Annotated in this window: 33 protein-coding genes and 1 tRNA gene; 25 read left to right on the forward strand and 9 right to left on the reverse strand. The window is 53.9% G+C overall.

Annotated elements, in window-relative coordinates:
- Positions 1–22: 22 nt before the first annotated feature.
- Entirely contained in the window at positions 23–568 is a 546-nt protein-coding gene (locus tag SK51_RS21255) for a toxin YdaT family protein (RefSeq protein WP_048207092.1), read from the reverse strand.
- Between the two features lie 29 nt (positions 569–597).
- Entirely contained in the window at positions 598–825 is a 228-nt protein-coding gene (locus SK51_RS21260) for a helix-turn-helix domain-containing protein (protein ID WP_023306335.1), read from the reverse strand.
- 111 nt (positions 826–936) lie between these two features.
- Here SK51_RS21260 and SK51_RS21265 point away from each other — a divergent pair, with 111 nt between their 5' ends.
- The 20 genes from SK51_RS21265 to SK51_RS21350 all read left to right on the forward strand — a co-directional run bounded on the left by SK51_RS21265 (position 937) and on the right by SK51_RS21350 (position 12,074).
- A complete protein-coding gene (locus SK51_RS21265) occupies positions 937–1,641 on the forward strand; it encodes an XRE family transcriptional regulator (protein ID WP_032665741.1) in 705 nt (234 codons plus the stop codon).
- A 349-nt stretch (positions 1,642–1,990) separates the two neighbouring features.
- Positions 1,991–2,389, forward strand: coding sequence for a hypothetical protein (locus SK51_RS25705; RefSeq protein WP_230679797.1), 399 nt, complete (start codon positions 1,991–1,993; stop codon positions 2,387–2,389).
- A 291-nt stretch (positions 2,390–2,680) separates the two neighbouring features.
- Positions 2,681–2,878, forward strand: a complete 198-nt coding sequence (locus tag SK51_RS21275) for a DUF1482 family protein (protein WP_048207095.1) — start codon at positions 2,681–2,683, stop codon at positions 2,876–2,878.
- A gap of 70 nt (positions 2,879–2,948) precedes the next feature.
- Positions 2,949–3,920: a coiled-coil domain-containing protein gene (locus tag SK51_RS21280; protein ID WP_048207097.1), complete on the forward strand. Its 972-nt coding sequence runs from the start codon at positions 2,949–2,951 to the stop codon at positions 3,918–3,920.
- A gap of 7 nt (positions 3,921–3,927) precedes the next feature.
- Entirely contained in the window at positions 3,928–4,212 is a 285-nt protein-coding gene (gene gamL, locus SK51_RS21285; RefSeq protein ID WP_048207099.1) for a host nuclease inhibitor GamL, read from the forward strand.
- Positions 4,213–4,230: 18 nt separating this feature from the next.
- The gene (gene bet / locus SK51_RS21290; protein ID WP_048207100.1) at positions 4,231–5,076 is read left to right on the forward strand and encodes a phage recombination protein Bet; all 846 of its coding nucleotides are present in this window, start codon (positions 4,231–4,233) and stop codon (positions 5,074–5,076) included.
- On the forward strand, positions 5,073–5,753 hold the full coding sequence (locus SK51_RS21295; protein ID WP_048207102.1) for a lambda exonuclease family protein: 681 nt from the start codon (positions 5,073–5,075) through the stop codon (positions 5,751–5,753). Before bet ends, SK51_RS21295 begins: the two co-directional genes overlap by 4 nt.
- Positions 5,750–6,178 (forward strand): hypothetical protein, encoded by a 429-nt coding sequence (locus SK51_RS21300; protein WP_048207104.1) that lies wholly within the window; start codon positions 5,750–5,752, stop codon positions 6,176–6,178. The genes SK51_RS21295 and SK51_RS21300 overlap by 4 nt, the downstream gene beginning before the upstream one ends.
- Entirely contained in the window at positions 6,175–6,339 is a 165-nt protein-coding gene (locus SK51_RS25490; RefSeq protein WP_165601990.1) for a hypothetical protein, read from the forward strand. Before SK51_RS21300 ends, SK51_RS25490 begins: the two co-directional genes overlap by 4 nt.
- Positions 6,336–7,970, forward strand: a complete 1,635-nt coding sequence (locus tag SK51_RS25070; protein ID WP_230679798.1) for a phage N-6-adenine-methyltransferase — start codon at positions 6,336–6,338, stop codon at positions 7,968–7,970. Before SK51_RS25490 ends, SK51_RS25070 begins: the two co-directional genes overlap by 4 nt.
- Positions 7,879–8,097 carry a hypothetical protein gene (locus tag SK51_RS21315; RefSeq protein WP_048207106.1) on the forward strand — a complete coding sequence of 73 codons (219 nt, stop codon included), beginning with the start codon at positions 7,879–7,881 and terminating at the stop codon, positions 8,095–8,097. The genes SK51_RS25070 and SK51_RS21315 overlap by 92 nt, the downstream gene beginning before the upstream one ends.
- Complete coding sequence (locus SK51_RS21320; RefSeq protein WP_048207107.1) at positions 8,094–8,630, forward strand: phiTE_072 family protein; 537 nt, start codon at positions 8,094–8,096, stop codon at positions 8,628–8,630. Before SK51_RS21315 ends, SK51_RS21320 begins: the two co-directional genes overlap by 4 nt.
- Entirely contained in the window at positions 8,627–8,818 is a 192-nt protein-coding gene (locus SK51_RS21325) for a DUF1382 family protein (RefSeq protein WP_048207109.1), read from the forward strand. The genes SK51_RS21320 and SK51_RS21325 overlap by 4 nt, the downstream gene beginning before the upstream one ends.
- Positions 8,819–8,909: 91 nt before the next feature.
- Positions 8,910–9,419: an HNH endonuclease gene (locus SK51_RS21330; protein WP_047359666.1), complete on the forward strand. Its 510-nt coding sequence runs from the start codon at positions 8,910–8,912 to the stop codon at positions 9,417–9,419.
- Between the two features lie 2 nt (positions 9,420–9,421).
- Positions 9,422–9,637, forward strand: coding sequence for a TraR/DksA family transcriptional regulator (locus SK51_RS21335; protein WP_053072955.1), 216 nt, complete (start codon positions 9,422–9,424; stop codon positions 9,635–9,637).
- Positions 9,637–9,999 carry a hypothetical protein gene (locus SK51_RS24625; protein ID WP_072202601.1) on the forward strand — a complete coding sequence of 121 codons (363 nt, stop codon included), beginning with the start codon at positions 9,637–9,639 and terminating at the stop codon, positions 9,997–9,999. The genes SK51_RS21335 and SK51_RS24625 overlap by 1 nt, the downstream gene beginning before the upstream one ends.
- Entirely contained in the window at positions 9,962–10,201 is a 240-nt protein-coding gene (locus SK51_RS21340) for a DUF4222 domain-containing protein (protein WP_045324641.1), read from the forward strand. The genes SK51_RS24625 and SK51_RS21340 overlap by 38 nt, the downstream gene beginning before the upstream one ends.
- Positions 10,202–10,210: 9 nt before the next feature.
- Positions 10,211–10,585, forward strand: a complete 375-nt coding sequence (locus tag SK51_RS21345) for a hypothetical protein (RefSeq protein WP_045324643.1) — start codon at positions 10,211–10,213, stop codon at positions 10,583–10,585.
- Positions 10,586–10,698: 113 nt separating this feature from the next.
- Positions 10,699–11,034 (forward strand): helix-turn-helix domain-containing protein, encoded by a 336-nt coding sequence (locus tag SK51_RS24630; RefSeq protein WP_071886183.1) that lies wholly within the window; start codon positions 10,699–10,701, stop codon positions 11,032–11,034.
- Positions 10,917–12,074 (forward strand): tyrosine-type recombinase/integrase, encoded by a 1,158-nt coding sequence (locus tag SK51_RS21350; RefSeq protein WP_223831790.1) that lies wholly within the window; start codon positions 10,917–10,919, stop codon positions 12,072–12,074. The genes SK51_RS24630 and SK51_RS21350 overlap by 118 nt, the downstream gene beginning before the upstream one ends.
- Positions 12,075–12,089: 15 nt before the next feature.
- Here the strand turns inward: SK51_RS21350 and SK51_RS21355 are convergent.
- Positions 12,090–12,166 (reverse strand) — tRNA-Arg (locus SK51_RS21355).
- Between the two features lie 303 nt (positions 12,167–12,469).
- Here SK51_RS21355 and SK51_RS21360 point away from each other — a divergent pair.
- The 3 genes from SK51_RS21360 (at position 12,470) to fimZ (ending at position 15,312) form a co-directional block, all read left to right on the forward strand.
- The gene (locus SK51_RS21360) at positions 12,470–13,132 is read left to right on the forward strand and encodes an EAL domain-containing protein (protein WP_032670951.1); all 663 of its coding nucleotides are present in this window, start codon (positions 12,470–12,472) and stop codon (positions 13,130–13,132) included.
- A 24-nt stretch (positions 13,133–13,156) separates the two neighbouring features.
- Complete coding sequence (locus SK51_RS21365; protein WP_023305615.1) at positions 13,157–13,873, forward strand: helix-turn-helix domain-containing protein; 717 nt, start codon at positions 13,157–13,159, stop codon at positions 13,871–13,873.
- 806 nt (positions 13,874–14,679) lie between these two features.
- Complete coding sequence (gene fimZ / locus SK51_RS21370; protein WP_022647311.1) at positions 14,680–15,312, forward strand: fimbria biosynthesis transcriptional regulator FimZ; 633 nt, start codon at positions 14,680–14,682, stop codon at positions 15,310–15,312.
- A 50-nt stretch (positions 15,313–15,362) separates the two neighbouring features.
- Here fimZ and sfmF read toward each other — a convergent pair whose 3' ends face one another.
- The 6 genes from sfmF to fimA all read right to left on the reverse strand — a co-directional run bounded on the left by sfmF (position 15,363) and on the right by fimA (position 21,369).
- Positions 15,363–15,884, reverse strand: coding sequence for a fimbria assembly protein (gene sfmF / locus SK51_RS21375; RefSeq protein ID WP_023299488.1), 522 nt, complete (start codon positions 15,882–15,884; stop codon positions 15,363–15,365).
- Between the two features lie 9 nt (positions 15,885–15,893).
- Complete coding sequence (fimH, locus tag SK51_RS21380; protein WP_048207113.1) at positions 15,894–16,901, reverse strand: type 1 fimbria D-mannose specific adhesin FimH; 1,008 nt, start codon at positions 16,899–16,901, stop codon at positions 15,894–15,896.
- The gene (locus SK51_RS21385; RefSeq protein ID WP_023305614.1) at positions 16,894–19,452 is read right to left on the reverse strand and encodes a fimbrial biogenesis usher protein; all 2,559 of its coding nucleotides are present in this window, start codon (positions 19,450–19,452) and stop codon (positions 16,894–16,896) included. Before SK51_RS21385 ends, fimH begins: the two co-directional genes overlap by 8 nt.
- Before the next feature lie 14 nt (positions 19,453–19,466).
- On the reverse strand, positions 19,467–20,159 hold the full coding sequence (gene fimC / locus SK51_RS21390; protein ID WP_022647307.1) for a type 1 fimbria chaperone FimC: 693 nt from the start codon (positions 20,157–20,159) through the stop codon (positions 19,467–19,469).
- A gap of 34 nt (positions 20,160–20,193) precedes the next feature.
- Positions 20,194–20,736: a type 1 fimbrial protein subunit FimI gene (gene fimI / locus SK51_RS21395; RefSeq protein ID WP_023305613.1), complete on the reverse strand. Its 543-nt coding sequence runs from the start codon at positions 20,734–20,736 to the stop codon at positions 20,194–20,196.
- A 69-nt stretch (positions 20,737–20,805) separates the two neighbouring features.
- Complete coding sequence (gene fimA, locus SK51_RS21400) at positions 20,806–21,369, reverse strand: type 1 fimbrial major subunit FimA (RefSeq protein WP_048207116.1); 564 nt, start codon at positions 21,367–21,369, stop codon at positions 20,806–20,808.
- Positions 21,370–21,679: 310 nt separating this feature from the next.
- On the opposite strand from fimA, the gene folD reads away from it, so the two are divergent.
- Positions 21,680–22,546 carry a bifunctional methylenetetrahydrofolate dehydrogenase/methenyltetrahydrofolate cyclohydrolase FolD gene (folD, locus tag SK51_RS21405; protein WP_008499332.1) on the forward strand — a complete coding sequence of 289 codons (867 nt, stop codon included), beginning with the start codon at positions 21,680–21,682 and terminating at the stop codon, positions 22,544–22,546.
- A gap of 2 nt (positions 22,547–22,548) precedes the next feature.
- Entirely contained in the window at positions 22,549–22,761 is a 213-nt protein-coding gene (ybcJ, locus tag SK51_RS21410; RefSeq protein ID WP_022647303.1) for a ribosome-associated protein YbcJ, read from the forward strand.
- Positions 22,762–22,833 lie beyond the last annotated feature (72 nt).

The following is a 22,833-nucleotide window of genomic DNA, read 5'->3' on the forward strand; positions in this document are numbered from 1 at the left end:
GCTTTTTCTTTTCTGGCACCTATCACATAACCCCCAACATCGACGTCACCATTGTCATCAGCGGCCCTACCTGCTCCGGCATGAGGCGGAACAGCGACGCTATACCTTCGCTTACCTCTTTCAGCTTCTGATGCTCTGGAGCGTCCAGAAGCACTGCCTGTTTAGCCTCGGCGCACTCTTTCATTGCAGAGGCGATTAGTGACATCGTGTCGTTCTTCGGCGCCAGGCGGTTGCGGTACTCCAGCGGCAGCACGGCCATGATTGCCGGAGCCAGCTGGCGAATGTTGTTGGCGGCGTACTCGGTGTCGCCGTCGATCCAGCGGAATACTTTCTGCATCTGGCGGTGCGAGTCAGTCGGGATATCCAACCCGTTGCCGCCGGTTGCCCGCCACTCTTCAACAATCAGTGCAGCGACAAATTCACGGCTGCGGCAATCAGCGGCCCAGGCGCGAACTGCTGCGCGGATCCCATCGATGTTTAACGCCTTGGAATCAGGTTCCCGGCGATTCTGGTAAATCATCGCCGTTGGCGAAAATTTGTTACCTTGTTGATACGCAAGTGAATGCATTGCTTTCCCTTTCGTGGTTAGGGCCGCAATTAAGCGGCTGTGTTATTCGCCTCAAGCAGCTGGGCGAGGTCTGGACGGATATCTGCTGGTTTTAGCTTGCCGTTTGTTGCAGTGACAATCTTCATTACGTAGCGGGCATCAATGCCGCCGCCGTGCAACCAGCGCCATACCGTCGGCTGAGCAACGCCGCAAAGGTCGGCTAATTTCTTCTGGCTACCAGCGATATCAATGGCGCGCTGGATTGTTTTGTTCGTCATCTTCCAATTCCTATGAGTATTGGTGTGAATTGATAATAGCAATGCGTATTGATTTAGGCAATAGCTAAACGTGTTTTGACCATCAATACGCAAGCGTATAAATTAAAACTCATGAAAAAAGAAACTCTTGCAGAACGCCTGAATCAGGCGATGGAACTATCTGGCATGTCTCAGGGCGCTTTAGCTAAGGCGTCTGGCGTTGCTCAGCCCACCATCTGGAGGCTGACCAGTGGCAATGCCCGAGGCTCAACTAAAATCGTTGAGATCGCCAATGCGCTTGGCGTTCGCACTGAGTGGCTTTCAACCGGAGTTGGCCCAATGCGTGAAGATGGTCAAATGCCCGCAATTTCGCAGCCGAAAACAGAGCTGGCCCCTACTGACACATTCCGCATTGAGGCGCTAGACTTTTACGTAAGCGCCGGGCCAGGAGCCATCAACAGCGAATTTGTAGAGGTGCTTAGATCCGTGGAATACTCAGTGGAAGATGCTCGTCGGATGTTTAATGGCAGGAAGGCTGAGCAGATCAGAATCATTAATGTTCGCGGAGACAGCATGTCCGGGACCATTGAACCAGGCGACTTATTGTTCGTCGACATCAGCGTCCAACATTTTGATGGTGACGGGATCTACGCCTTTATCTACGACGATACTTCCCACGTTAAACGCCTCCAGAAGATGAAAGATAAGCTGTTGGTCATCTCCGACAATCAGACTTATCGCCCGTGGGAGCCAATCGAAAAAGAAGAAATGAACAGGATACTCGTATTCGGCAAGGTGATTGGTAGCATGCCTCAGACATACAGAAAACACGGTTAACAAACCCAGCTATGAATCAAGCCCAGCCATAGTGCTGGGTTTTTTATTGCCCGCAGCCAGCCCATTCGTCACAGCAATACCCGCCGCAGTAAAAAAACGATCTGAATCTCAATCCCGCGAAAAAATATCCAAATAAATTCCTTTAGCTATCAACGCATTAATAGCAATTGCTATTATTTAATATCAATACGTATTGCTATAAACAATACTCATCGCTATTATCAATCCATCGAAACGAAACATCGACAGCTGAGCGAAGTTAGCCAGCGGCGAAGTGGAGATTCGGTCAGTCGAACGGCGCGACAGTAAACCATGCGTCGGACGCCCGGCGGGCTCAGGGAGAGCGGCAATGGTGCGTAACTGGAATGTTTTGGGATTGGATGAATTAGCTGTAGAGGCATTTGGTCGCAGCGCGGTCAATGCCCAGCCGGAGTCCAGCACCGGCCATCCAATCGCCAAAGCATTTCTCCCGCATCAGCGGGTAACGACAGAGGGTAAGGGTATGTCAGATAAGCAGGTTCAACTGTCTGGTAAATGCGTCTTGAAGATAGACACCATCAAAGGCAGCAGCACTATCGAAATACCAAAAGTGAATCTCAGCGGCAAAAACAATGCAGACGCTTTGCTTAATGAAGTGTTCCATTTTGGAGTAATGCGTCACGGGAAAAACAAGCTTCGCGAAATGCTTGAAGAGAAGCTTGATGGCTACGGGGAAGAGTACGAAAACCATGGCCTCACTTACGACTGACCCGCTCCGGCGGGTTTTTTAATGCCTCATACCTCAGTCGCTTCACCGAGGCGGCTTAGTTATGACAACCGGTGGCCATCCACCGCCCATTGAAACACTGAATAAATGCGTTGAAGTCTTGTATTAACTGTTCCGTTCGCCGCGATAAGGCCAAGAGGAAATCATGGTAAACCAGCAGCAGATCAGAGAGGCCCAACGGCTCGCGTCGTTCGCGGTACTCCATCGCAATGCTCCGGCGTGGGAAGCAGCAAAGCGCCTTTACGCCATCGCCATCGGGAGGACTCTTCACTGATGGAAACTTTATTCGCGCTCGTCCTGACCGTGGCAATGACCAACGGTGATTATCAGGACGTCATTCTCGGCGTTTACGACAGCCAACAGGAATGCAGCCAGGCAGCAACAGAGCAGAAAGTAACAGCAGAATGCTGGCCGGTAGAAAGCATCCTTCGCAACGGCGAGTTCCCGGCGAAATCCATCGCGCAACAGTAACCACCCTATTCAACCGATCGGCCTGGCATTAAGCGGGCGGGATCTGCACATCCAAATTTCAGGAGAAACCATGAGCGAAGTAACGGATTTAGTCGTCATTGAAAAACAGAACGCAATGGCGGTATTCACCACCAAAGAGCAGCTCGACCCGATTATTGAGGCGATCGAGAAAGAAGCTCGCAGCCTGGTGCCGGATGTGTCGACCCGAAAAGGCCGCGACGCTATCGCATCCATGGCGCACAAGGTTGCCCGTTCAAAAACCTACATCGACAACGCCGGTAAAGATCTGGTTGCCGAGCTTAAAGCCCTGCCGAAGCAGATCGACGAAAGCCGCCGCATTGTGCGTGAGCGGCTGGAGGCGCTTAAGGATGAAGTGCGCCGTCCTCTAACCGAATGGGAAGCCGAGCAGGAACGTATCAAGGCTGAAGAAGCCATGAACGCGCTGCACGCCGAAGCGCTGGAAATGAACATTAAGTTCGATCAGGAGCTGGCGGCCAAGTTCGAAGCAGACCACGAAATGGCTCTGTTGATGAACAAGGATTTCGACCGGGACCGCGAAGAGCAGCGACGCTTGGCAGAACAGGCTCAGCGTGAACGTGACGAACGACTGAAGCAGGAAGCGGCAGAACAAGCCCGCCGCGATGCCGAAGCAAAGCACAAAGCGGAGATTGACGCCGCAGCACGCCGTGAAGCTGAAGAGAAAGCGCGTGCAGAGCTGGCAGAGCGCCAGCGCATCGAAACGGAGCAGCGTGCGGAACGCGAGAAGCAGGAAGCGGAAGCGCGGGCGGAACGCGAAAAAGCCGCGGCGGTTGAAGCTGAGCGCCTGAAGGCAAAACAGGTTGAAGATGCTCGCTTGGCCGAAGAGAAGCGCATCGCCGATGAGCAGGCAAAACGTGAAGCTGACGTGAAGCATCGCAAGACGGTCGGCACCAACATCGTTAACGCGCTCACCAGCCAAACCAGCTTAACCCGCGAACAGGCTATCGAAGTGCTCACCGCACTGAAAGATGACCTGATCCCCTGCGCGAAAATCCATTACTGAGGCAACCATGAACGCATACCTCACTTACGACCGCATCGAAGATCGGCGCTGGGTTGAGCAGCAGCTCACCGACGAGAAAGAGAAGTGGATCGACGACCGGGCGCAGAAAATCATCGACATGATGCCAAAAGAGCCGTCCGGCCTCTTTCACTTCACGATCCCGATTGACTCCAGCCCATACGAAGGACTTCGCAGCGATAAAGCTGGCGAAGCCTACAACGATTTCATTTCGGCAGTTGCTTACGCCCAGGCGGAATACGACTGGGAACACCGTACCGGCTGCCCATTTTAATTTTTGAGGGGATTAACGATGGCAAACGAATTAACAATCACGGCGAGTGCGCTGACGGAAAAAGGTATCGACGTCGCTACCTGGAGCGCGCTGAAGAACAGTATCTACCCTGGCGCCAAAGACGAATCGGTAATGATGGCGCTCGATTACTGCCGCGCCCGCCAGTTGGATCCGTTGCTGAAGCCCGTTCACCTCGTGCCGATGAGCGTCAAAGACTCAAGAACGGGTAAAAGCGAATGGCGCGACGTGGTCATGCCGGGCATAGGGCTTTACCGCATTCAGGCGGACCGCTCCGGCGATTATGCCGGGGCCCGCGAACCAGAGTTCGGGCCAGACACGACTCAGACGCTTTCTGGTGTCGAGGTCACCTTCCCTCAGTGGTGCAAATACACCGTCTACAAGCGCATGCCCAGCGGCGAGATCGTCGAGTTCAGCGCTAAAGAGTACTGGATTGAAAACTACGCCACCGGAGGGCGCGACACCACGGCGCCGAACGCGATGTGGAAAAAGCGCCCGTATGGACAACTGGCGAAATGCGCGGAAGCTCAGGCGTTGCGTAAGGCATGGCCTGAGATTGGCCAGCAGCCTACCGCTGAAGAAATGGAAGGTAAATCACTGGACGTAGATATCCGTGACGTCACGCCTCGCAGCACAACAGAATCACTTCCACCAGCAGCAAGCGAAGAAACGCTGCAGGCGATAACCGATCTCTTAACATCGCTGAATAAAGACTGGGAGAAAGACTTCCTCCCACTGTGCAGCGACATCTTCAAACGGCAAATTCTTGAGGCGTCAGAACTCACTGAAGAAGAGGCGCAGAAAGGGTTTGGCTTCCTTCAGAAAAGGGCTAAGGCGGCAGCATGACACCAGAAATTATCCTTGCCCGGACCGGTATTGACGTAACCACTATCCAGCAAGGCGACGAGGCATGGCACCGGCTGCGCCTCGGCGTTATCACCGCCTCTGAAGTGCACAACGTTATCGCCAAGCCAAGATCGGGGAAGAAGTGGACTGACATGAAAATGTCCTATTTCCACACCTTGCTCGCCGAGGTATGCACCGGTGTAGCGCCTGAGGTTAACGCCAAGGCGCTGGCTTGGGGTAAGCAGTACGAGGAAGATGCTCGCACCCTCTTCGAGTTCACAACTGACGTAAAAGTCACGGAGTCTCCGATCCTTTTCCGTGACGTGAGCATGCGCACTGCGTGCTCTCCTGACGGCCTGTGCAGTAACGGATTCGGCCTCGAATTGAAATGTCCGTTCACCTCCCGCGACTTCATGAAGTTCCGCCTTGGCGGTTTCGAAGCCATCAAGTCTGCGTACATGGCCCAGGTGCAGTACAGCATGTGGGTTACCGGAAAAGACGCCTGGTTCTTTGCCAACTACGACCCGCGCATGAAACGCGAAGGTATTCACCACGTCGTCGTTGAGCGGGATCCGCAGTACATGTCCAACTTCAACGAAATGGTGCCTGAGTTCATCGAGAAAATGGACGAGGCGCTGGCGGAGATTGGCTTCACGTTCGGGGAGCAGTGGAAATGAAACGCACACCCTTCTACCGCAGACCCGGTCGAACCGGACAATTCTCAGGCCTCCGTGAGCGCGTTATCTGGATGATTCAGACGCGCGGCCGCCCGGTAACCGGCAGCGAAATCGCCGAGAAGTTTGGCGTAACGCTCATCGAGTTTAACCGTGTAGCCAACGGCATTACCCGCGGCTCCGGGCAGATAGCTCAGATCGTTGAGTCGGAAAAATGGGTCAACGAGGACGGCATCTGCGATCGGACATTCGACCTGGTCACGAAGCCAAAGGTCATTACACCTCAGGGCAAATCGCGGCTGTTCACCAGGCGCGCCATTGAGCAATCGCAGGAAGGTAGGCGGCAGGAGTGCATTGAACGTGCCTCCCGCCGTAGCCGCCTGATTGCTCAGGGCCTCTACATCGACGAAATGGAGTCAGTGCTATGAAAGCGTGGTCACTCGAAGAGCTGGCGCTGCTGTGGCGACACTCAAACGCTGAAGTCGCAGAGATTACCGGCCGCAGCATTGAAGAGGTCGGAGATAAGCGGCTGCAAACCAATATTGAGCGTAATGGCTGGGATGTTAACGATCCGGAGCGTGCATCATGAAATACGGAAGCGTGTGCAGCGGCATCGAAGCTGCCAGCAAAGCATGGGAACCTCTCGGCTGGAAACCCGCCTGGTTCTCTGAAATCGAACCATTCCCATCCGCAGTCCTCGCCCATCACTGGCCGGAAGTAACCAACCTCGGCGACATGACCAAAATCGCCGATGCGGTGCGCGCTGGTGATGTCGAAGCGCCTGATGTTCTTGTCGGTGGCACGCCCTGCCAGGCATTCAGTATCGCAGGCTTACGTGAAGGCCTGTCTGACGACCGCGGGCAGTTAACCCTCTCTTACGTGGAATTAGCCAATGCAATCGACGCAAAGCGCCGCGAACGCGGTGAGCCAGAATCAATCATCGTCTGGGAAAATGTTCCCGGCGTGCTCAGCAGCAAAGACAATGCCTTCGGGTGCTTTCTGGCAGGACTTGCCGGAGAAAGCAGTGAATTGCAGCCAGCAGGGGGAAAATGGACGCACGCTGGTTGTGTGTCTGGACCAGAAAGGGTTATCGCCTGGCGCATCCTTGATGCTCAATTTTTCGGAGTGGCCCAACGACGCCGTCGTGTGTTCGTTGTCGCAAGTGCTCGAAAAGGATTCGATCCCGCAGCGGTACTTTTTGAGCAAGACGTCGGCGGCGGGTCGATTGAGACGAATAATGATGGGAGCGAAAGACGCGCCAGCACAGTTGATAACTGCACTCTCTATCGCTTCAGAAGAACAGACTCATACGTCGATGACGGAGTAAGCAGTACGCTTTCGGCCAGAGATTATAAGGACCGCAGAGAGATTGTCGTGATGGATGATAATCGCGTAAGAACCCTCACCCCACTCGAATATGAAAGGCTTCAGGGATTCCCTGATGGGCACACGCTGATCCCATATGAGGGAAAATCTGCTGATGATGCACCGCGTTACAAGGCGATCGGCAACAGCATGGCAGTACCGGTTATGCGGTGGATTGGTGAGCGCATCGCCGCAGCGCTTCCAACAGAGAAGACGAATGGTGATTATGGCGGAAGTAAAACACCGCTCGATCAGCGCGACCTCTGGCGCACTCCACCAGCCCTTTTCGCCTCCCTTGATGCTGAGTTCTGTTTCCAGCTGGATGCCGCTGCGGCGCCGCATAACGCGCTGTGCCGGAAGTTCATCACAGCCGAGGAGAACACTCTGGAAACGCCTTGGGCTGATTACCTGAATGTGCCTGGATACGTCTGGATGAACCCGCCATACAGCGACATCACGCCCTTCGTTAAGAAGGCCGCTGCCGAGAGCGCCAATCAGATCGGCACGGTAATGCTGGTTCCGGCAGACACTTCGGTTGGCTGGTTCAAAGAAGCGATCCAGACCGCCAGCGAGGTTCGCTTCATCACCGCGGGGCGGCTGGCATTTATCAACCCGGTCACCGGTAAGCCGGTATCGGGAAATAACAAAGGGTCGATGCTCATCATCTGGCGACCGTATCCGCGAACACACTGCCACTTCGCAACTGTGGATCGGGACGAGCTGATGGCTTTCGGGGCGAAACTCTCGCCCGTCGGGAGGCCGCATGACGCCAGAGACAGAGAACGCCATCCGCGCCGCCTGCCGCCGCTGCACCGAGGAAATCCAGCAGGCCATGCGCAAGAAGCCAAAGCCTAACTGGAACGAAACGGTGCCTACCATCATCAACAAGCATCACAAGAAAATTGAAGCTCTGGGAGTTAGCCTCCTGGAGTTCGTCGTATACACAGGGCGGCTTAATCGCCGCTTCGGAGTTGAATCGTGAAGGTAGAAAAAAGCGATGTTATGGCGTTTACCATTTCAGATGTTGAACGCCTCGACCCGGTCAGGGTGATGATTGAAAACTATGAGCCGGGTAAGGGTCGCATCACCATTACCTGCTTCGGTAAGGCGTGGGCCGGAGCCTGGTTTGCTATGGGCGGTGACACTGTTCAGGACTTCATTAAGCGCGTCAGCAATGAGTACCTTATCGGCTATTTCGACCCGCAACTGCAAAGCACAGTAGATGATGACAATGACGCCAACCTCGCCTTCGTTAAGGGTGAGATCATCAAACTGCGTCGCGAGCATGAAATTGACGGCAATGAAGCTCGCTCAATGTGGGATGAGGCTGAAGATGCTGAAGATGTGAAGGCGAGCTGCTGCAACTATCTCGTCGGCGACAAGCTGCTTAACCTGCTGGGTGATGATCCATGGTACGCAAAATGGCCGTCTGTGCCGAACCATCATTATCAGTACCTCGAACGCATCATTGATGCAGTGCGCGGTGGGCTCGAAGAGCTGGAGCGTGCTGCATGAACAAAGCCTCGCCCGTTGATTTGAGAAAAAGCCTCGATATTGCCAACCACCTGGCGCACATCGGGATTCGCTTTGTGCCGATCCCGGTGGCGACCGATGAAGAGTTCCAGACTCTGGCCGCCGAGTTATCGCGACGGCTTGAGCAGATGGCAGTCGAAGCCGTGAAGAATGAAGGCGGTGCAGCATGAAGGCACTAATCCCCCGGGAGCTTAAGGCTCCTTTTTTATTGCTGGCGTTCACCTTCAACCGAATTAACCGACAGTTCCGGGAGCATTGACCATGATTACTCAGGCAAGACTTAAGGAGTGCTTAGATTATGACCCGCTTACTGGATCGTTTACTTGGATAAAATCCACCGCTTATTGCATAAAGCCGGGAATGCCAGCTGACAGCCTGACCTGCAATGGTTACATCGGGATTAAGCTCGACGGGAAGAATTACTTGGCGCACAGATTGGCCTGGCTTTACATGTTTGGCGAATTCCCTCCAAGTCATCTTGACCATATCAACTGCGTTCGTACCGACAATCGTATCGCAAATCTACGCCCAGCGACTCACACCCAAAACATGCATAACCAAAAGCTGCGCAAGACCAACAAAAGCGGTCACAAAGGTGTCAGTTGGTGCAATAAAACTAAGAAATGGCACTCCCAGTGCATGTTTGACAGAAAGAAATATCACTTGGGTAAATTTGAAAATATTGAAGATGCAATTCAAGCCGTTGAGTCATTTAGAAATGCACGACATGGCGAATTCGCTAATCACGGCCAAACCGCGAGTAAGGAGTGACCATGGACATCATCGACACAGCAGCAGAGATTGAAGAGCTTCAGCGTAACGCTGCCCTTTCCGCTCACCGCATCGACCGCAACGCTGTATCAGCTGAGCGTTGTGAAGAATGCGACGAACCAATTCCCGAGCCGCGACGCGCTGCCGTTCCCGGCTGCCAGACGTGCGCCAGTTGCCAGGCTGATTTGAAACTTATCCGTAAGCAAAGGGGCTGCTGATGGATTACACCAAACTCAGTGATGGTCAAATCAGCGTGCTTCTCGCAAACCTTCTTAAGCCGAAATATGAAGCAGAAATAAGTCCTCATCACTCAGGAGGTGCTCAGCTTAGCTGGGATTGGTGTGGAACCAAAGCAACCACTGGCTTCTTCCCTTTGCACAAAGCGGAAGAGCTTTTCCCGGTAATGAAGAAACATCGGATCAGGCTCGTTCCATCAGGAAAGACTGTGTGGATGGCATCACACGAATTAGGTTTTACCGCCACTCACCGTAATCCACTTCGCGCCGTGGCAATTGTCTACCTCCTTTTGCAGGAGTCATCCAATGTTCCAGCTAATTCAACGGGGTCAGATTTACGCTGACCAGCACGGTTGGCCCGTCATCATCCACAGCTGCACTTCTCAGATAGTCCGCTACTGGCGACAGGGCCGGATAAACACCGCTTCAATCGACCGATTCAACAATGACTTTGAGCACCTTGATCACAGAGAGGCGGAACAGATACGCGCCGAACTGGAGACGAGCGAGCATATCAAATCGCTGCGTGCCCGGCGCGCTGCATGAGGAGAAATTATGTCAAATTTAGCAATGAAGGTTTTGCAGTGGCAGGCGACAGGAGATGTCGGCGTTAGCAGTGCGACGATGGCATCCATTGCTTTGGGTTTGGATAAGCCATTTTACGGAAGCCATTTCGGCGCGCCGCATGACCCATCCGATATGTTGCGTTGCATGAAGTTACTGGAAGCCATCCCGGAGATTCGGGATCACTTCCCTGCTATCGCCAAACGAGTTCCAACCTTCAAAGGGATTATTGAGCAGTGGGATGATCTGGTCGAGGTGATGAAACGTGAGTGCGTTGGTGAAAGATGGCGCGCTCCGGATGCATACAACCTGATTAAAAAACTGCGAGGCGACGACAAGCAGCGCCGAACAATCAGATTCGCCTGACGCAACTGATAGCCAGTTATGAGCTATGAGCTGGCTATTGGGTGCGAAAGCGCCACCTCGTGATCCCTTTTGCCCGGCCCCGCGCCGGGTTCTTTTTTGCCTGGAGGAAATGCATGGTTGAGGCAAAAACACTGACAGCCAGACAGGCGGCCGAGCTACTAATCACCTCACCGAGAACTGTCTACCGTCTTATCGACTCCGGGCAACTAGCCGGTAAGAAGATCGGTAACAAATACCGCACGACCGACGTTGCATGTATTGCGTATTTACATGACCCGCGCGATCCTGTTCCTGCGAGCGCGGGTGAACATAAAGGAGAAATTTTATGTCAATCACCCTCAGAGGCGGCGTCTGGCACTGTCATTTCGTTACGCCGTCAGGGAAAAGAATTAGACGATCTCTTGGTACGGGGGACAAGAAACAAGCGCAGGAGTTGCACGACAAGCTGAAGGCAGAAGCGTGGCGGGTTGATAAAATTGGAGAGCTGCCGACGAGGACGTTTGAGGAATGTTGCATCAGGTGGATCCGCGAGAAGGAGCATAAGCGGTCACTCGATGACGATAAGACCAAAATCGAATATTTCCTGCGGCATTTCTCCGGCCGGGATATTTCAACCATCACAGCTGATCAGGTTCATGAGGCTGTTTCGAAGATGGTCAACCGTAAGCATATTCAGGTATGGGAGTCGCGCAGGGACGCGGCTATACGCCGGGGGAAGGAACCGCCTCCGTATGTTGAGAAACCGGTAAGCCAGGCCACAAAGAGCCAGCACCTTTCGTTCATGCGATCTCTATTCAAGGCTGCGGCTAATGACTGGGGCTGGATTAAAACGGCCCCGGTTATAAAAACGAAAAAGCCGATCAGCAAACGCATCCGATGGCTGACCAGGGACGAGGCAGAACGGTTAATTGCCTGCATGCCGGAGTCGATAAAGCCGGTGGTGATATTTGCACTGGCAACCGGCCTGCGCCGCTCCAACATCATTGATCTGGAGTGGCAGCAGGTCGATATGCAGAGAAAGGTTGCATGGGTAAATCCGGAGAACGCGAAGGCGGGCAAGGCTATCGGCGTGGCTCTGAATGATACCGCATGCAGGGTGTTAAGGGATCAGATCGGGAAAAGTTCCAGGTGGGTATTCGTTCACACGAAGCCATCAACGCGCCCGGATAAAACCGTCACTCCGGCTGTCCGAAAAATGCGAGTGGATGACAATGTCGCCTGGCGCATTGGACTGGAAAGAGCGGGTATAGAGGACTTCCGTTTTCACGACCTTCGACATACCTGGGCGAGCTGGTTAATTCAGTCCGGCGTACCGCTTTCCGTTCTGCAGGAAATGGGCGGCTGGGAGTCCATCGAAATGGTCCGTCGATACGCTCACCTGGCACCGAACCACTTAAGCGAACACGCACGGAAAATTGATGCCATTTTTGGCAACCATGACACAAATACGACACAAGGAGAAAATCAGGCTGGCTTGAAACTGGCGTAAGCGCCTGTTTTTAAATGGTACGCCCTGTAGGATTCGAACCTACGACCTACGGCTTAGAAGGCCGTTGCTCTATCCAACTGAGCTAAGGGCGCACGGAGAAGAGTGTACTTCGCGGTGGTGAAACGCCTGGAATTATACGGTCAATGCGTAGTGAGTCAATGCCTTTTCCACCTTCTCTGCCGTTAATGACTAGCTGATTGTAAATACGGCTGTTTTTTCAACATTTATCCCTCTTTTACGGGCTGCGAAAAGGCTTAGCCGCTTTTAAGTAACGCCTGCTGTTTTCCTGTTTACTTCCCCTTCACACTGTCCTGCGGTATCCCGGCCGCCTGGAGGCTGGAAATGAACAGGACGACGGAGTGACAGCGTCAGACCAGACAGGTTTCCCCTCGTGCGTGCAGCACATCTCACACGACATTACAGGCATCAAGCTTGAACCCATTGTCGCCCTCTCCTCTTCGCGCACGGTAGGGGCTGAAGTGCTCAGCGTGCTGTCACCGCATCAACAAAGCGAAGGCTTTTTTCACGACTGGTCCGCTGCTCGGGCGCTTATGCTGCTGGAAGCACAGATCGCTGCGTTAAAAAAACCCTTTCCCTGCGACAACCTTTTCATAAATTTGCCGATAACCGTTCTGACCATACCGGAAATGTTCCAGCGTTTACTGCAACTTAACAGCCCACCGCTGAACATTGAACTCGTGGAGCCTGCTTCCTTCTTTTCTCTCTCAGACCCGGCACGTCTGAGGGTGAGTTGTGCGCTTCAGCAGTTGACGGCGCAAGGACATCGGATCTGGTTGGATGACATTGATGAAGCGTCAGGGCGCGCGTTTTTGTCCTGCCGCATGCCGTTAAGCGGAATAAAAATCGATAAGATCGCTTTCTGGCGTTTACGTGCAACGCCAGCGCTGGCAAACCTGGTCACGCTTTGTTCAAAAATTGCTGAAAATGTACTCATAGAAGGCATTGAAACAGAAACGGACCGTAAGTTTGCGCTTCAGGCTGGCGCGCGCTTCGGTCAGGGATATTATTGGCCATCCTGGAGATGGCAGGAGGACTGAACGGTCATCGCCAAGAGGGAAGCTATGCGAATGACAGTACGCCGTTACCGGCGTCGTCGGACAGGAAGTGATTCACCGGGTTCAACGCACTCGCCTTTTGCTCTCCCATTTTTTGATCGTCTCGAATATTTGAGCCAGTCAATCAACCAGACCCGCAAAACCGATGCTCCCTTTATCGTTCTGGTCACACAGGATAACTTTTTCCGTTCCGGTTTTCTGAGCGGGCACTCTCCCCTGAGCAATTGCTGTGACTATTCCACCCTGGAAGCCGCCCTCAGCGATCTGAATCAGTGGCCTTCATCACGTCTGGTGGTAGATGTAGAAAGCCGCGCCTCGCCGCTTATTGACCTGCTGGACCGATTACGACGCCACAGCCTGTTCGCCCCCTACCTGACACCCTACCTGCTCATCCGCGCCGATGATTACGATACACGCCTGTTTTGCAAAGCGGCTGGCCCTTTTCATGTGATTGAACGGCAACTTACGCCGCGGGCGTTGCAACAAACCTTGCTGGAAACGCCGTCACCCGCCGGCCACCGGAAAGAGTGGTTTTCACGTGATGAATGGCCGATCCTGCAGGCGCTATCGCAGGGTAGCACCCTGCGACAGATTGCTCAGTTACAGAACCGCCCCTATAGCCGCATTATTTACCGTCTCAGCTGCATCCTGGCGAAACTTGGGCTGAATCATCGTCATGAGTTGCTACATCTTCTCAACAACCTTTCAGATTTCACGTATTAACGTATTCAGTAACCCCTTAATTCCTAAAGACCTTTAAGAAAATACTTAGGATATATGTTAATTTTTTGTGTTTTTTAACAAAACTTTCGATTTTATAACTATTCCTAATTCTTCATCTTAAACCATGCGAAATGCTGCCTGTACGCTAAACGAGAGTCGTTTTATCCATGCGTTAAGTTTCCGACGTTTCCGTTAACAGGATGATAATGGTGTAAAAACAAGCGATTTATCTGTAAATAAAAGCGATGAGAGGTGAAGAAAACAGCAGATAGTGCTGTTTTGACGAAGGGATCATCCTCCTGGCCTGAGGTGTTAGAAATGAGGCGATGACGCGCTAAAGAGCGGACATCAGAGGTAGCGGACAGGCGGAAAACACTTTGTCACGACCTGCGTATTGTTAACATTTGATCAACATACAGTAAGATCGTTTATTTTTTGTTATTACATAAAGATGAAACTGTGTGGTAAATGCAATATCAGGACATTTTTGCTAATTTTAAAAAGTTAGCGATTCAGATACAGAAGATAATAATCATCAATATATGGACATTAATTTACAGGCTTTTCGGACAATACTTAAACGGTATAATAAGACGTGTTTGACACGCGAATAAGAAAAATCATTTTGCCATAACAGCCTTATGAGATAACTGCGCTCAGGCATTGATATCACCACTACGTAAACAAGGATGCTTTCGCTCTTCCCAGGGATCTACCGTACAAGGATCTGCGTAATTATCCTTCCGGCTTTTCGAGAGTTTTAACAAAACTCAGCATAACGCTTTTAACAATCTGAGGCATAAAAAATGAAACCGGCATCCGTTATCATTATGGACGAACACCCTATCGTCAGAATGTCGATAGAAGTCCTGCTACAGAAAAATAAAAACATCCAGGTCAAACTGAAGTCAGGCGACAGCCACGAAGTGCTTGACTGTATACGCAACCACCCCATCGACCTGGTCATTCTCGATATCGAAATGACAGGCACGGACGGCTTCGTATTATTGAAAAGAATCAGAAACTTAAATAAAGATATTAAGATTCTCTTCCTCTCTTCGAAATCTGAAGCCTTCTACGCAGGGCGCGCCATCCGCGCCGGGGCAAATGGTTTTGTCAGTAAGCGGAAAGATCTGGGGGAAATTTATAACGCGGTGGAAATGATACTGACGGGCTATTCTTTTTTCCCGTCAGAAACATTGAGTTTTATAAACCATATAGGCTCCCGGACAGGCGCCGCTGTGGATATGCCATTATCGAATCGTGAAGTGACGGTTCTGCGATATCTGGCGAACGGATTATCTAATAAGGAGATTGCGGATCAATTATTACTTAGCAACAAAACAATTAGCGCTCATAAGTCTAATATCTTTTCCAAGCTGGGCGTACAAAGTATCGTTGAATTAATTGATTACGCGAAAGCGCACGAATTACTGTAATCCTTCCCTCTCCCTGCAACATATAACCGTTACAGGGAGAGGGGATACGATTAATTATAATTAATCATGAAAGTTGCATCGGCATCAGCCCGGCCCGGCTGCGGGTTATCCGCCGTGGCGATATAATTGGCATAAAACGACAGTTCGGCATTTCCCTGCGCATCCACCGACACCGTCTGGCTGGCCTGCTGCAACGCGAGGCGCGTTTTATCCCGGTCGAGGATCTCCACGGCCACGTTACTGGCCGCGCTGGCATCATTCAGCGCCAGCAGGCTGTTATCATGCCCGTCCATCTTCCCCGTAAATGTGATCGAAGCCGCCCCCGGCGGGCATCCGGTCAGCTTCAGGGTGAACGGTACAGGCTGCGTCCGGCTTCCCGTTGTGCGGAGCTGTTTCGTGGGCCAGGTGCCGAGCGTGACGGTTTTATTGCTGTCGTCCCCCTCCGCCACGCAGGTAAAGTCCACTATATTGCCGTAAAGCTGAATGTTAATTTCCCCAAGCGCCGTCTCTGCGTGCGCAGGGGAGCAAAGCGCAAAGAGCGCGACGGCTAAATACCGCATTCCGTTTCGCATACCTGCTCCTTAGTCATAGTCGACGCGTAAATAGCCGCGAGAGGTAAAACGCCCCTCGGCAGGTTTTTTACCGGTCACGCTGACGGGCCACGCGCGGATCCCCACCAGTGCCTGTGCGCTGTCGTCCAGACGGAACGGGATTTTGCTGGTCAGGTTGTTCGGCGTCAGCGGCACGCCATTACTGTTGGCAATCACAAAACCCACATCCGCGTTATCAGAGACCAGCGTACTGCCTGAAACCTTCTCCGCTTCAACACGCATTGTGAGCATGGCGTTCGCCTCGACGTTGGTGCATTTTATGCCGATGGTTTTGCTTTGCGCTGAGATCCCCTCCGGCTTATTTCCGATGCCCGCTTTACTGAACAGAGAGGCGCCGATGTCTCCGAAATCGAACTCCACCACATTTCCGGCATTAATCTCACAGCTCTGAGGCACCTGAATGGTCCCGCTGTAGCTGATGGTATAAACCGGCGTGGTGAGCGGATCCGTGGAGGTCGTGGTGACGTAAACCCGGAACATGATTGCCCGGGGGATCACCACCATATTGATAAAGCGTCGGGTCACCTTAAGCCGAAAGACGAGGCTGGAATCCTGTACTCCAAACGGTTTGTTTTTAGACACGTTCGGATGGCTCCCCATCTGAATGTACTTTCTGGGTGGATAGAACGTGCCAGCGTAGCTGTCGGTGATTTTCATCGCCCCGTCCAGATAGTCGTTTAGCTTCAGATACTGGTAGCCATCGCTGGTGCCTGTGACCGGGAATTCGGTCACATAGCTACGCTTGGTGGTGTTCCCGGACGTTCCCTTAGGGCAGACGGCGTTGACGCCCACCCACTGGGACTTCTCGCTGAGTGTAACAATCTGCCCCACCTGGTTATTGGAGCTGTTGAATTTATCCGTCAGGTCGTAATACACCTCCGTCGGCACGCCATTTTCATTGACGCAGACGGTGGCGAACGCCTCAGATAGCGGCAAAAATGCCAGAAGGGATAGCCCCAGATAATGGATTTTATTCACAGCGGATCCCCTTAAGTGTGATCGCCTGTTGCAGGCTCTGTTCTGGCAGGCTGTAGGGCGCACGACACTGGGACTGCTTCCCGTCTCCCCACTGAATCAGCAGTTCCCCGCTCAGCGGCAGCCCGCTCAGGTAAATCTGACCGTCATCTCCCACCATGCTGGTTACGCCGCTCTGCGTCTCACGCACCACCGCCCCAAACGGCACAGGCTGGTTATCACGCTTCACGGTGAGCAACGCACGCACGCCGATGCGGGTGTCAAAACTGGCGCGCACCAGCGCACCGTTCGTCGGCACGACGCTGGAAACGTTATTTTCAATGTCGGTGTTGTTGCTCATGGTGTTAGTGTCGAGCGCCACGCGGTTGTAACGGTACACCGTGGCGTACGGCATCACCGCATAGCCACGCCAGTCTGTTTTGACGCCGGTCTGGTTTTCGACGCTCACGCCTGACGCGCCCGGCGCTTTGATCAAGACGTTGGTATCGCCCAGCGGCTGACTGAATGTGATGCCGTCTGAATGCCCTACCACGCCGCCGGAGAGCTGCCAGTTGAGGTCGTGCTGATCCCGCGTGTAGTTGTAGCCCACACCCAGCGTACCGTACGTTGCCTGCCAGTTGGCGCTGGCGCTGCCGCTGGCACCGTTATTGCTGGTGTGACCCTGCGTGACGCTGTAGTTCAGGTTACGATCCTGGAGCAGCGTTCCGCTGATCCCGGTCTGCCAGCTGGTATCACCGTCGCTGTTGCGGCTGGCTGAGGCCGTGGCATAGGCCCGGTCGATCGCGTTATCGCGACGGTAGCCGTGACGGGTGAACAGGCTGAACGGGACGGAGACGTTAAACGAGGCGATCCGGTCAGTTCCTTCAATGCCGACGGCCTTGTTCCATGACCAGGATAAGGCGTAGCTGATCCCGTTCACCCCGCCGGCGTAGCCGAGCTGATACCAGACGTTGGACTCGCTGGTGCCCCAGTAACTTTGCTGGCTGCCCGACACGTACACCGAGCCGTAATCGCCAAGAGACTGGGAGATATTGAGCTGGAAACGTCCTTTTTTATTCAGCGTCAGGTTGTGATAGCTCTGCACGTCCGGCACGCCGTCATCGTCCTGATCGTCGCCATACTGGTAGCCTTCCATTGTGCGCCAGGCCACATCGTCGAGGGTGTAGAAGCCTTTGGTCGAGTAGCGATAGCCCAGCAGCTGGAAGTTGGTGCCGAATCCGTTAAGGGATTTTGCGTACAGGAACCGCAGAGACTGCCCTTCATGGCGGCTGTCATCGGCAAGCTGGCTGCGGGCATGGGTGAGGTCAAGTGACACAGCCCCCCAGTCACCGAGGTTTTTACCCGCGCCAATGGCGATGGCGGTATAGCGCGAGGCCAGCTGCGTTCCGCCGTACAGCGTGTAGCCGTCGGCAATACCCGCAATCATCGTACCCTGAGTAAAGAACGGCGTGTCCTGCTCGCTGTTGCCGCTGCGATAGTCCCCTGCCACCAGATCGTATTTCCAGCGTCCTTCACGCTGAAGCAACGGAACGGTGGAATACGGGACGGTGTAGCGCTGCTGGCTGCCGTCCTTCTCTTCCACCGTCACCTCCAGGTCACCGCTTGAGGAGGTCGGGTTAAGGTCAGTTATCGCAAAAGCCCCCGGCTGCACATAGCTCTGGTAAATCACGTATCCGTTCTGGCGGATAACCACTTTGGCAGGGGTGCGGGCGATTCCGCGTACGGTAGGCGCGTAGCCTTGCAGGCTGTCCGGATACATGCTGTCGGACGAATAGAGCCGACCACCGCGAAAACCGACGCTGTCGAAGACATCGTTACCGGTGTTGCTGTCGCCGAGCACCAGCTCGCTTTTTAGCGGAATGACCGTACGCTGCGCCCAGGTGCCAATATTTTGCCAGCTGCTGTGCCGCTGGCCGTTGCTTTCGGTATAACGCCACGCGCCGTTATTGCGTAATCGCCAGGCGCCATAGTTCAACCCGCTTTGCAGGTTCAGATAGTAGCTGTCGTCGTCGCTGCCCCGGTTGCCGGTGAAGCTGTAGTTCAGCAGCGCGGCGGGGATGCCTTCATCCCACTGTTCAGGCGGAATATACCCGCGGGCGCTGTTTTGCATCGCCACCTGAGGCAGACTGACGTTAAGGCGCAACGAGGCGAAGTTGAACGCCGTTTCGCTGCCCGGAATAGCCGTGGTGAGCGGAACGCAGGTCTCGCCCTGCACGTTGCTCAGTTCCGGGAAGGCGGCGATATTGACGCCAAAGCGATCGAGCATCGCGCGCGTAATGCACGGCGACAAACCGCCCGCGACCGGCGGCGTGTTGTCGGCTTGCTCAAACCGCACGTCCTGGGTGCCGATAAACTCATCGTTACGCCAGATATCGACGCGATAGACGCCCGGTGCCTGCTGGTGGCCTTTCTCAAAACGCGACAAATCCGCCACGTTCGCCGCGTCATCGGAGAGAAACGCCGGGTTAAAGTAGCTTTCGCCCCAGCCAGCGTGTGGCCAGAGCGTTGCCATCAGTGCCAGCGCAACCGGGCAGTAACGCCATTGAGTGTTCATCGCCCTGTCTCTGCTCACAGGCTGACGCTACGCGCCGGCGTAATGGCACCGTAGTCATTCACACTCTGCCAGGAGAGCGTGCCGCTCGCTGCGGCAGGCAGCACCTGCTGCGCCGAGCTTTTAGGAGCAACCATCAGGTTCTCCAGCGTCTGACCGCCGAGCTTCAGATTGACCAGCGTGACGTAATACGGCGAGGCATTGCTCACCTTAAGATGGTTGCCGACGCGCTCAAAACGCAGCTGTGAGAGCGCCTCTTCCGGCGGCATCGCCAGGTTAGCCGGGCGAACAAACAGCTTGATGCGTGACAGAATGGCCAGTTGCAGGACGTTGTTGCCGTCCTGATGTTTTTTGCTGACGGAGGGAATCGCTTTGACGTTCATGTAAAAGAGTGATTCGCGATCGGCAGGCAGCGCCGGGCCTGCGTAGATAATGCGCAGGGTGTTTTCGCTGGCCGGCTCGCTGACAAACAGCGGCGGCGTGACGGCAAAGGTTTTTTCCTTTTGCCCGTTGGCATTTTCTATCCACGCGTTAATTAAATAGCGCTCTTGTTTATTGCTGTTGGTGATCGCCAGCGACGTTTGTTTTGCATCGGCCGGATAAATAACGCGCGTCGCGCCCAGCGCAATTCCGCCGGATGCATTCGCGCTGGCAGAAACCATCATCAAAATAAAAGTTAAAAACAGTCCAGGTTTAATCAGGGTGTTCATCACAACCGTACCTTTAATAATTAGTTCGCAGGCGTCAGGGATAAATCAACGTAAACCAGACATTCGACTGAATAGTGCCTGGTACAAGGTGTTCGGAAATAGCCCGGTAGCGGGCGCTGAAATGAAATACCAGCTCGCGGGTGTTAATGGGTAACCAGCTCACTGCCGTCGCGTTCGGGATGATCTGACGTTGCTGTTCGTCAAAAAGCGCCAGTCCGACACCACTGCTGACCGCATTTTCCCCCGGCCGCGATGTCGCCAGGAAAACCTGCGGGTCTTCTGCCGGTGTCACTCCCTGGAACTGGATCCCCACGGTGCGGGAGACGTCCACGCTGCAATCCAGCAGACGTACGGTGAAAGGCACATTAACCGTGGAAAAGCTGCCGACGCCGGAAAAGGCGTTTGTGCGGTATTGCCCCATATCCACGCGCATATTCTGGCTGTCCGGGGCCACGGCGCAGCCGCCGTTAACCAGCTCTCCCCTGAGGTGTACTTTGCCGCCGTCTATGACAACGGTATGTGCGTTTACCGCTGAGGCAATCGCAAGGGCACACAGCAGTATCCCAGTCCTTGTCATCCTTCGCTCCCGGTATAGGCGATCAAAAGACCTCTTCCCTGAGGCCAGCCACATCCCTGTACTCAGGCATTACTCGTATTTCATTACGAATGTTGCGTCCGCGTTTGCCTGGCCTGGCGCGGTGGTCGCCGCCGTGGCTTTATAGCGCGCGGTGAAGTTCAGGGTGTTAGTCCCTTCAATCAGGTTCTGCGCCGCAGAGAAGGTTGCACCGTCCGGGGTCAGCGTGGAGGATTTGCTGTCGAGGATCTCAATGCCTACGCCCTTCGCGGAGTTGTCGTTGTTACCGGAGCTTACCGCCAGCAGCGTTTTGTCGGTGGCGTCGATCTGGCCGGTAAACGCGACAGCAGCAGTTTTCGCTACCGCAGGATCGCAGTCGTTCAGTTCGATGGTGAAGGGAATATTGGAGGTGGTGTCACCCACTTTAGTGAATTTCGCGGTACGGTACTGGCCGAGATTAACCGTCTGCTCTGAAGAGTCAGTATTCACTGAACACGCGGCATTCACTAATTCACCTTTAAAATGCACCGTACCACCGTTTACAGTTACAGGTGCTACCGGATCTTCTGCGTGAGCGGCACCCGCGACCAGGGCCAGAGTTGCAATAACAGTAGAAGCAATGTTGCTGAGTTTCATGTCTATTCCTTTAAAATGTAAATAACCCTTCCCGCGCATATTCGGGAATAAGAAATACGTTCAATTAAAAAATTGAAGGCTTATTTCGGAGAGGACAAAGTAGCTCAAGAATCTATTTTGTAATATGTCAAAACGCTGCCATTTTGCCAGGTCACATCCTAATCGCCTCTAAGAAATTGACCATGCCCTGAGAAGGGGTTTTGCGGGCCATCGATGAAATCTCGTAAAGGGTGACTGACAGCGGCGCTCGCTTCTGACAAAATACAGGTAATCCCCCCTTTCTAACGTTACAGACGGAATCTTCTCTCTGATGGCAGCAAAGATTATTGACGGTAAAACGATTGCGCAGCAGGTGCGCTCTGAGGTTGCGGAAAAAGTGAAGGCGCGTAAAGCTGCCGGAAAACGCGCTCCAGGGCTGGCCGTAGTGCTGGTTGGCAGCAACCCGGCCTCGCAAATTTATGTCGGCAGCAAACGCAAAGCGTGTGAAGAGGTGGGGTTCGTCTCCCGCTCTTACGATCTGCCGGAAACCACCAGCGAAGCGGAACTGCTGGAACTGATTGACACCCTGAATGCCGATAAAGAGATCGACGGCATTCTGGTTCAGCTGCCGCTGCCTGCGGGCATCGACAACGTGAAGGTGCTGGAGCGTATCGCGCCGGACAAAGACGTTGACGGTTTCCATCCGTATAACGTGGGCCGCCTGTGCCAGCGCGCGCCGCGCCTGCGTCCGTGCACCCCGCGCGGCATCGTGACGCTGCTGGAGCGTTATAACATCGACACCTATGGCCTGAACGCCGTGGTGATTGGCGCCTCCAACATCGTGGGCCGCCCGATGAGCATGGAGCTGCTGCTGGCGGGCTGCACCACCACCGTCACCCACCGCTTCACCAAAAACCTGCGTCATCACGTCGAAAACGCCGATCTGCTGATCGTTGCGGTCGGCAAGCCGGGCTTTATTCCGGGCGAGTGGATCAAAGAGGGCGCAATCGTCGTGGACGTGGGTATTAACCGTCTGGAAAACGGCAAAGTGGTCGGCGACGTGGTGTATGAAGATGCCGCAGCGCGCGCATCCTATATTACTCCGGTCCCGGGCGGCGTAGGCCCGATGACGGTAGCAACACTGATTCAGAATACCTTGCAGGCGTGCGAGGAGTATCACGACGTAGAGGACGCGTAATCATGGCAACTTTTTCTTTAGGAAAACATCCGCACGTTGAGCTGTGCGATCTGCTGAAGCTGGAAGGCTGGAGCGAAAGCGGCGCGCAGGCGAAAATCGTCATCGCCGACGGGCAGGTAAAAGTAGACGGCACGGTGGAAACCCGCAAGCGCTGCAAAATTGTCGCGGGCCAGACCGTGAGCTTTGCAGGTCAGAGCGTGACCGTGACGGCCTGAGCTGTCTGATGCCCGGTGGCGCTGCGCTTACCGGGCCTACGTACTGTCTCCGTTTGTAGGCCGGGTAAGGCG

Origin of the sequence: Enterobacter sp. MGH85 (assembly GCF_001037655.1) — a bacterium.
GTDB lineage: Bacteria > Pseudomonadota > Gammaproteobacteria > Enterobacterales > Enterobacteriaceae > Enterobacter > Enterobacter intestinihominis.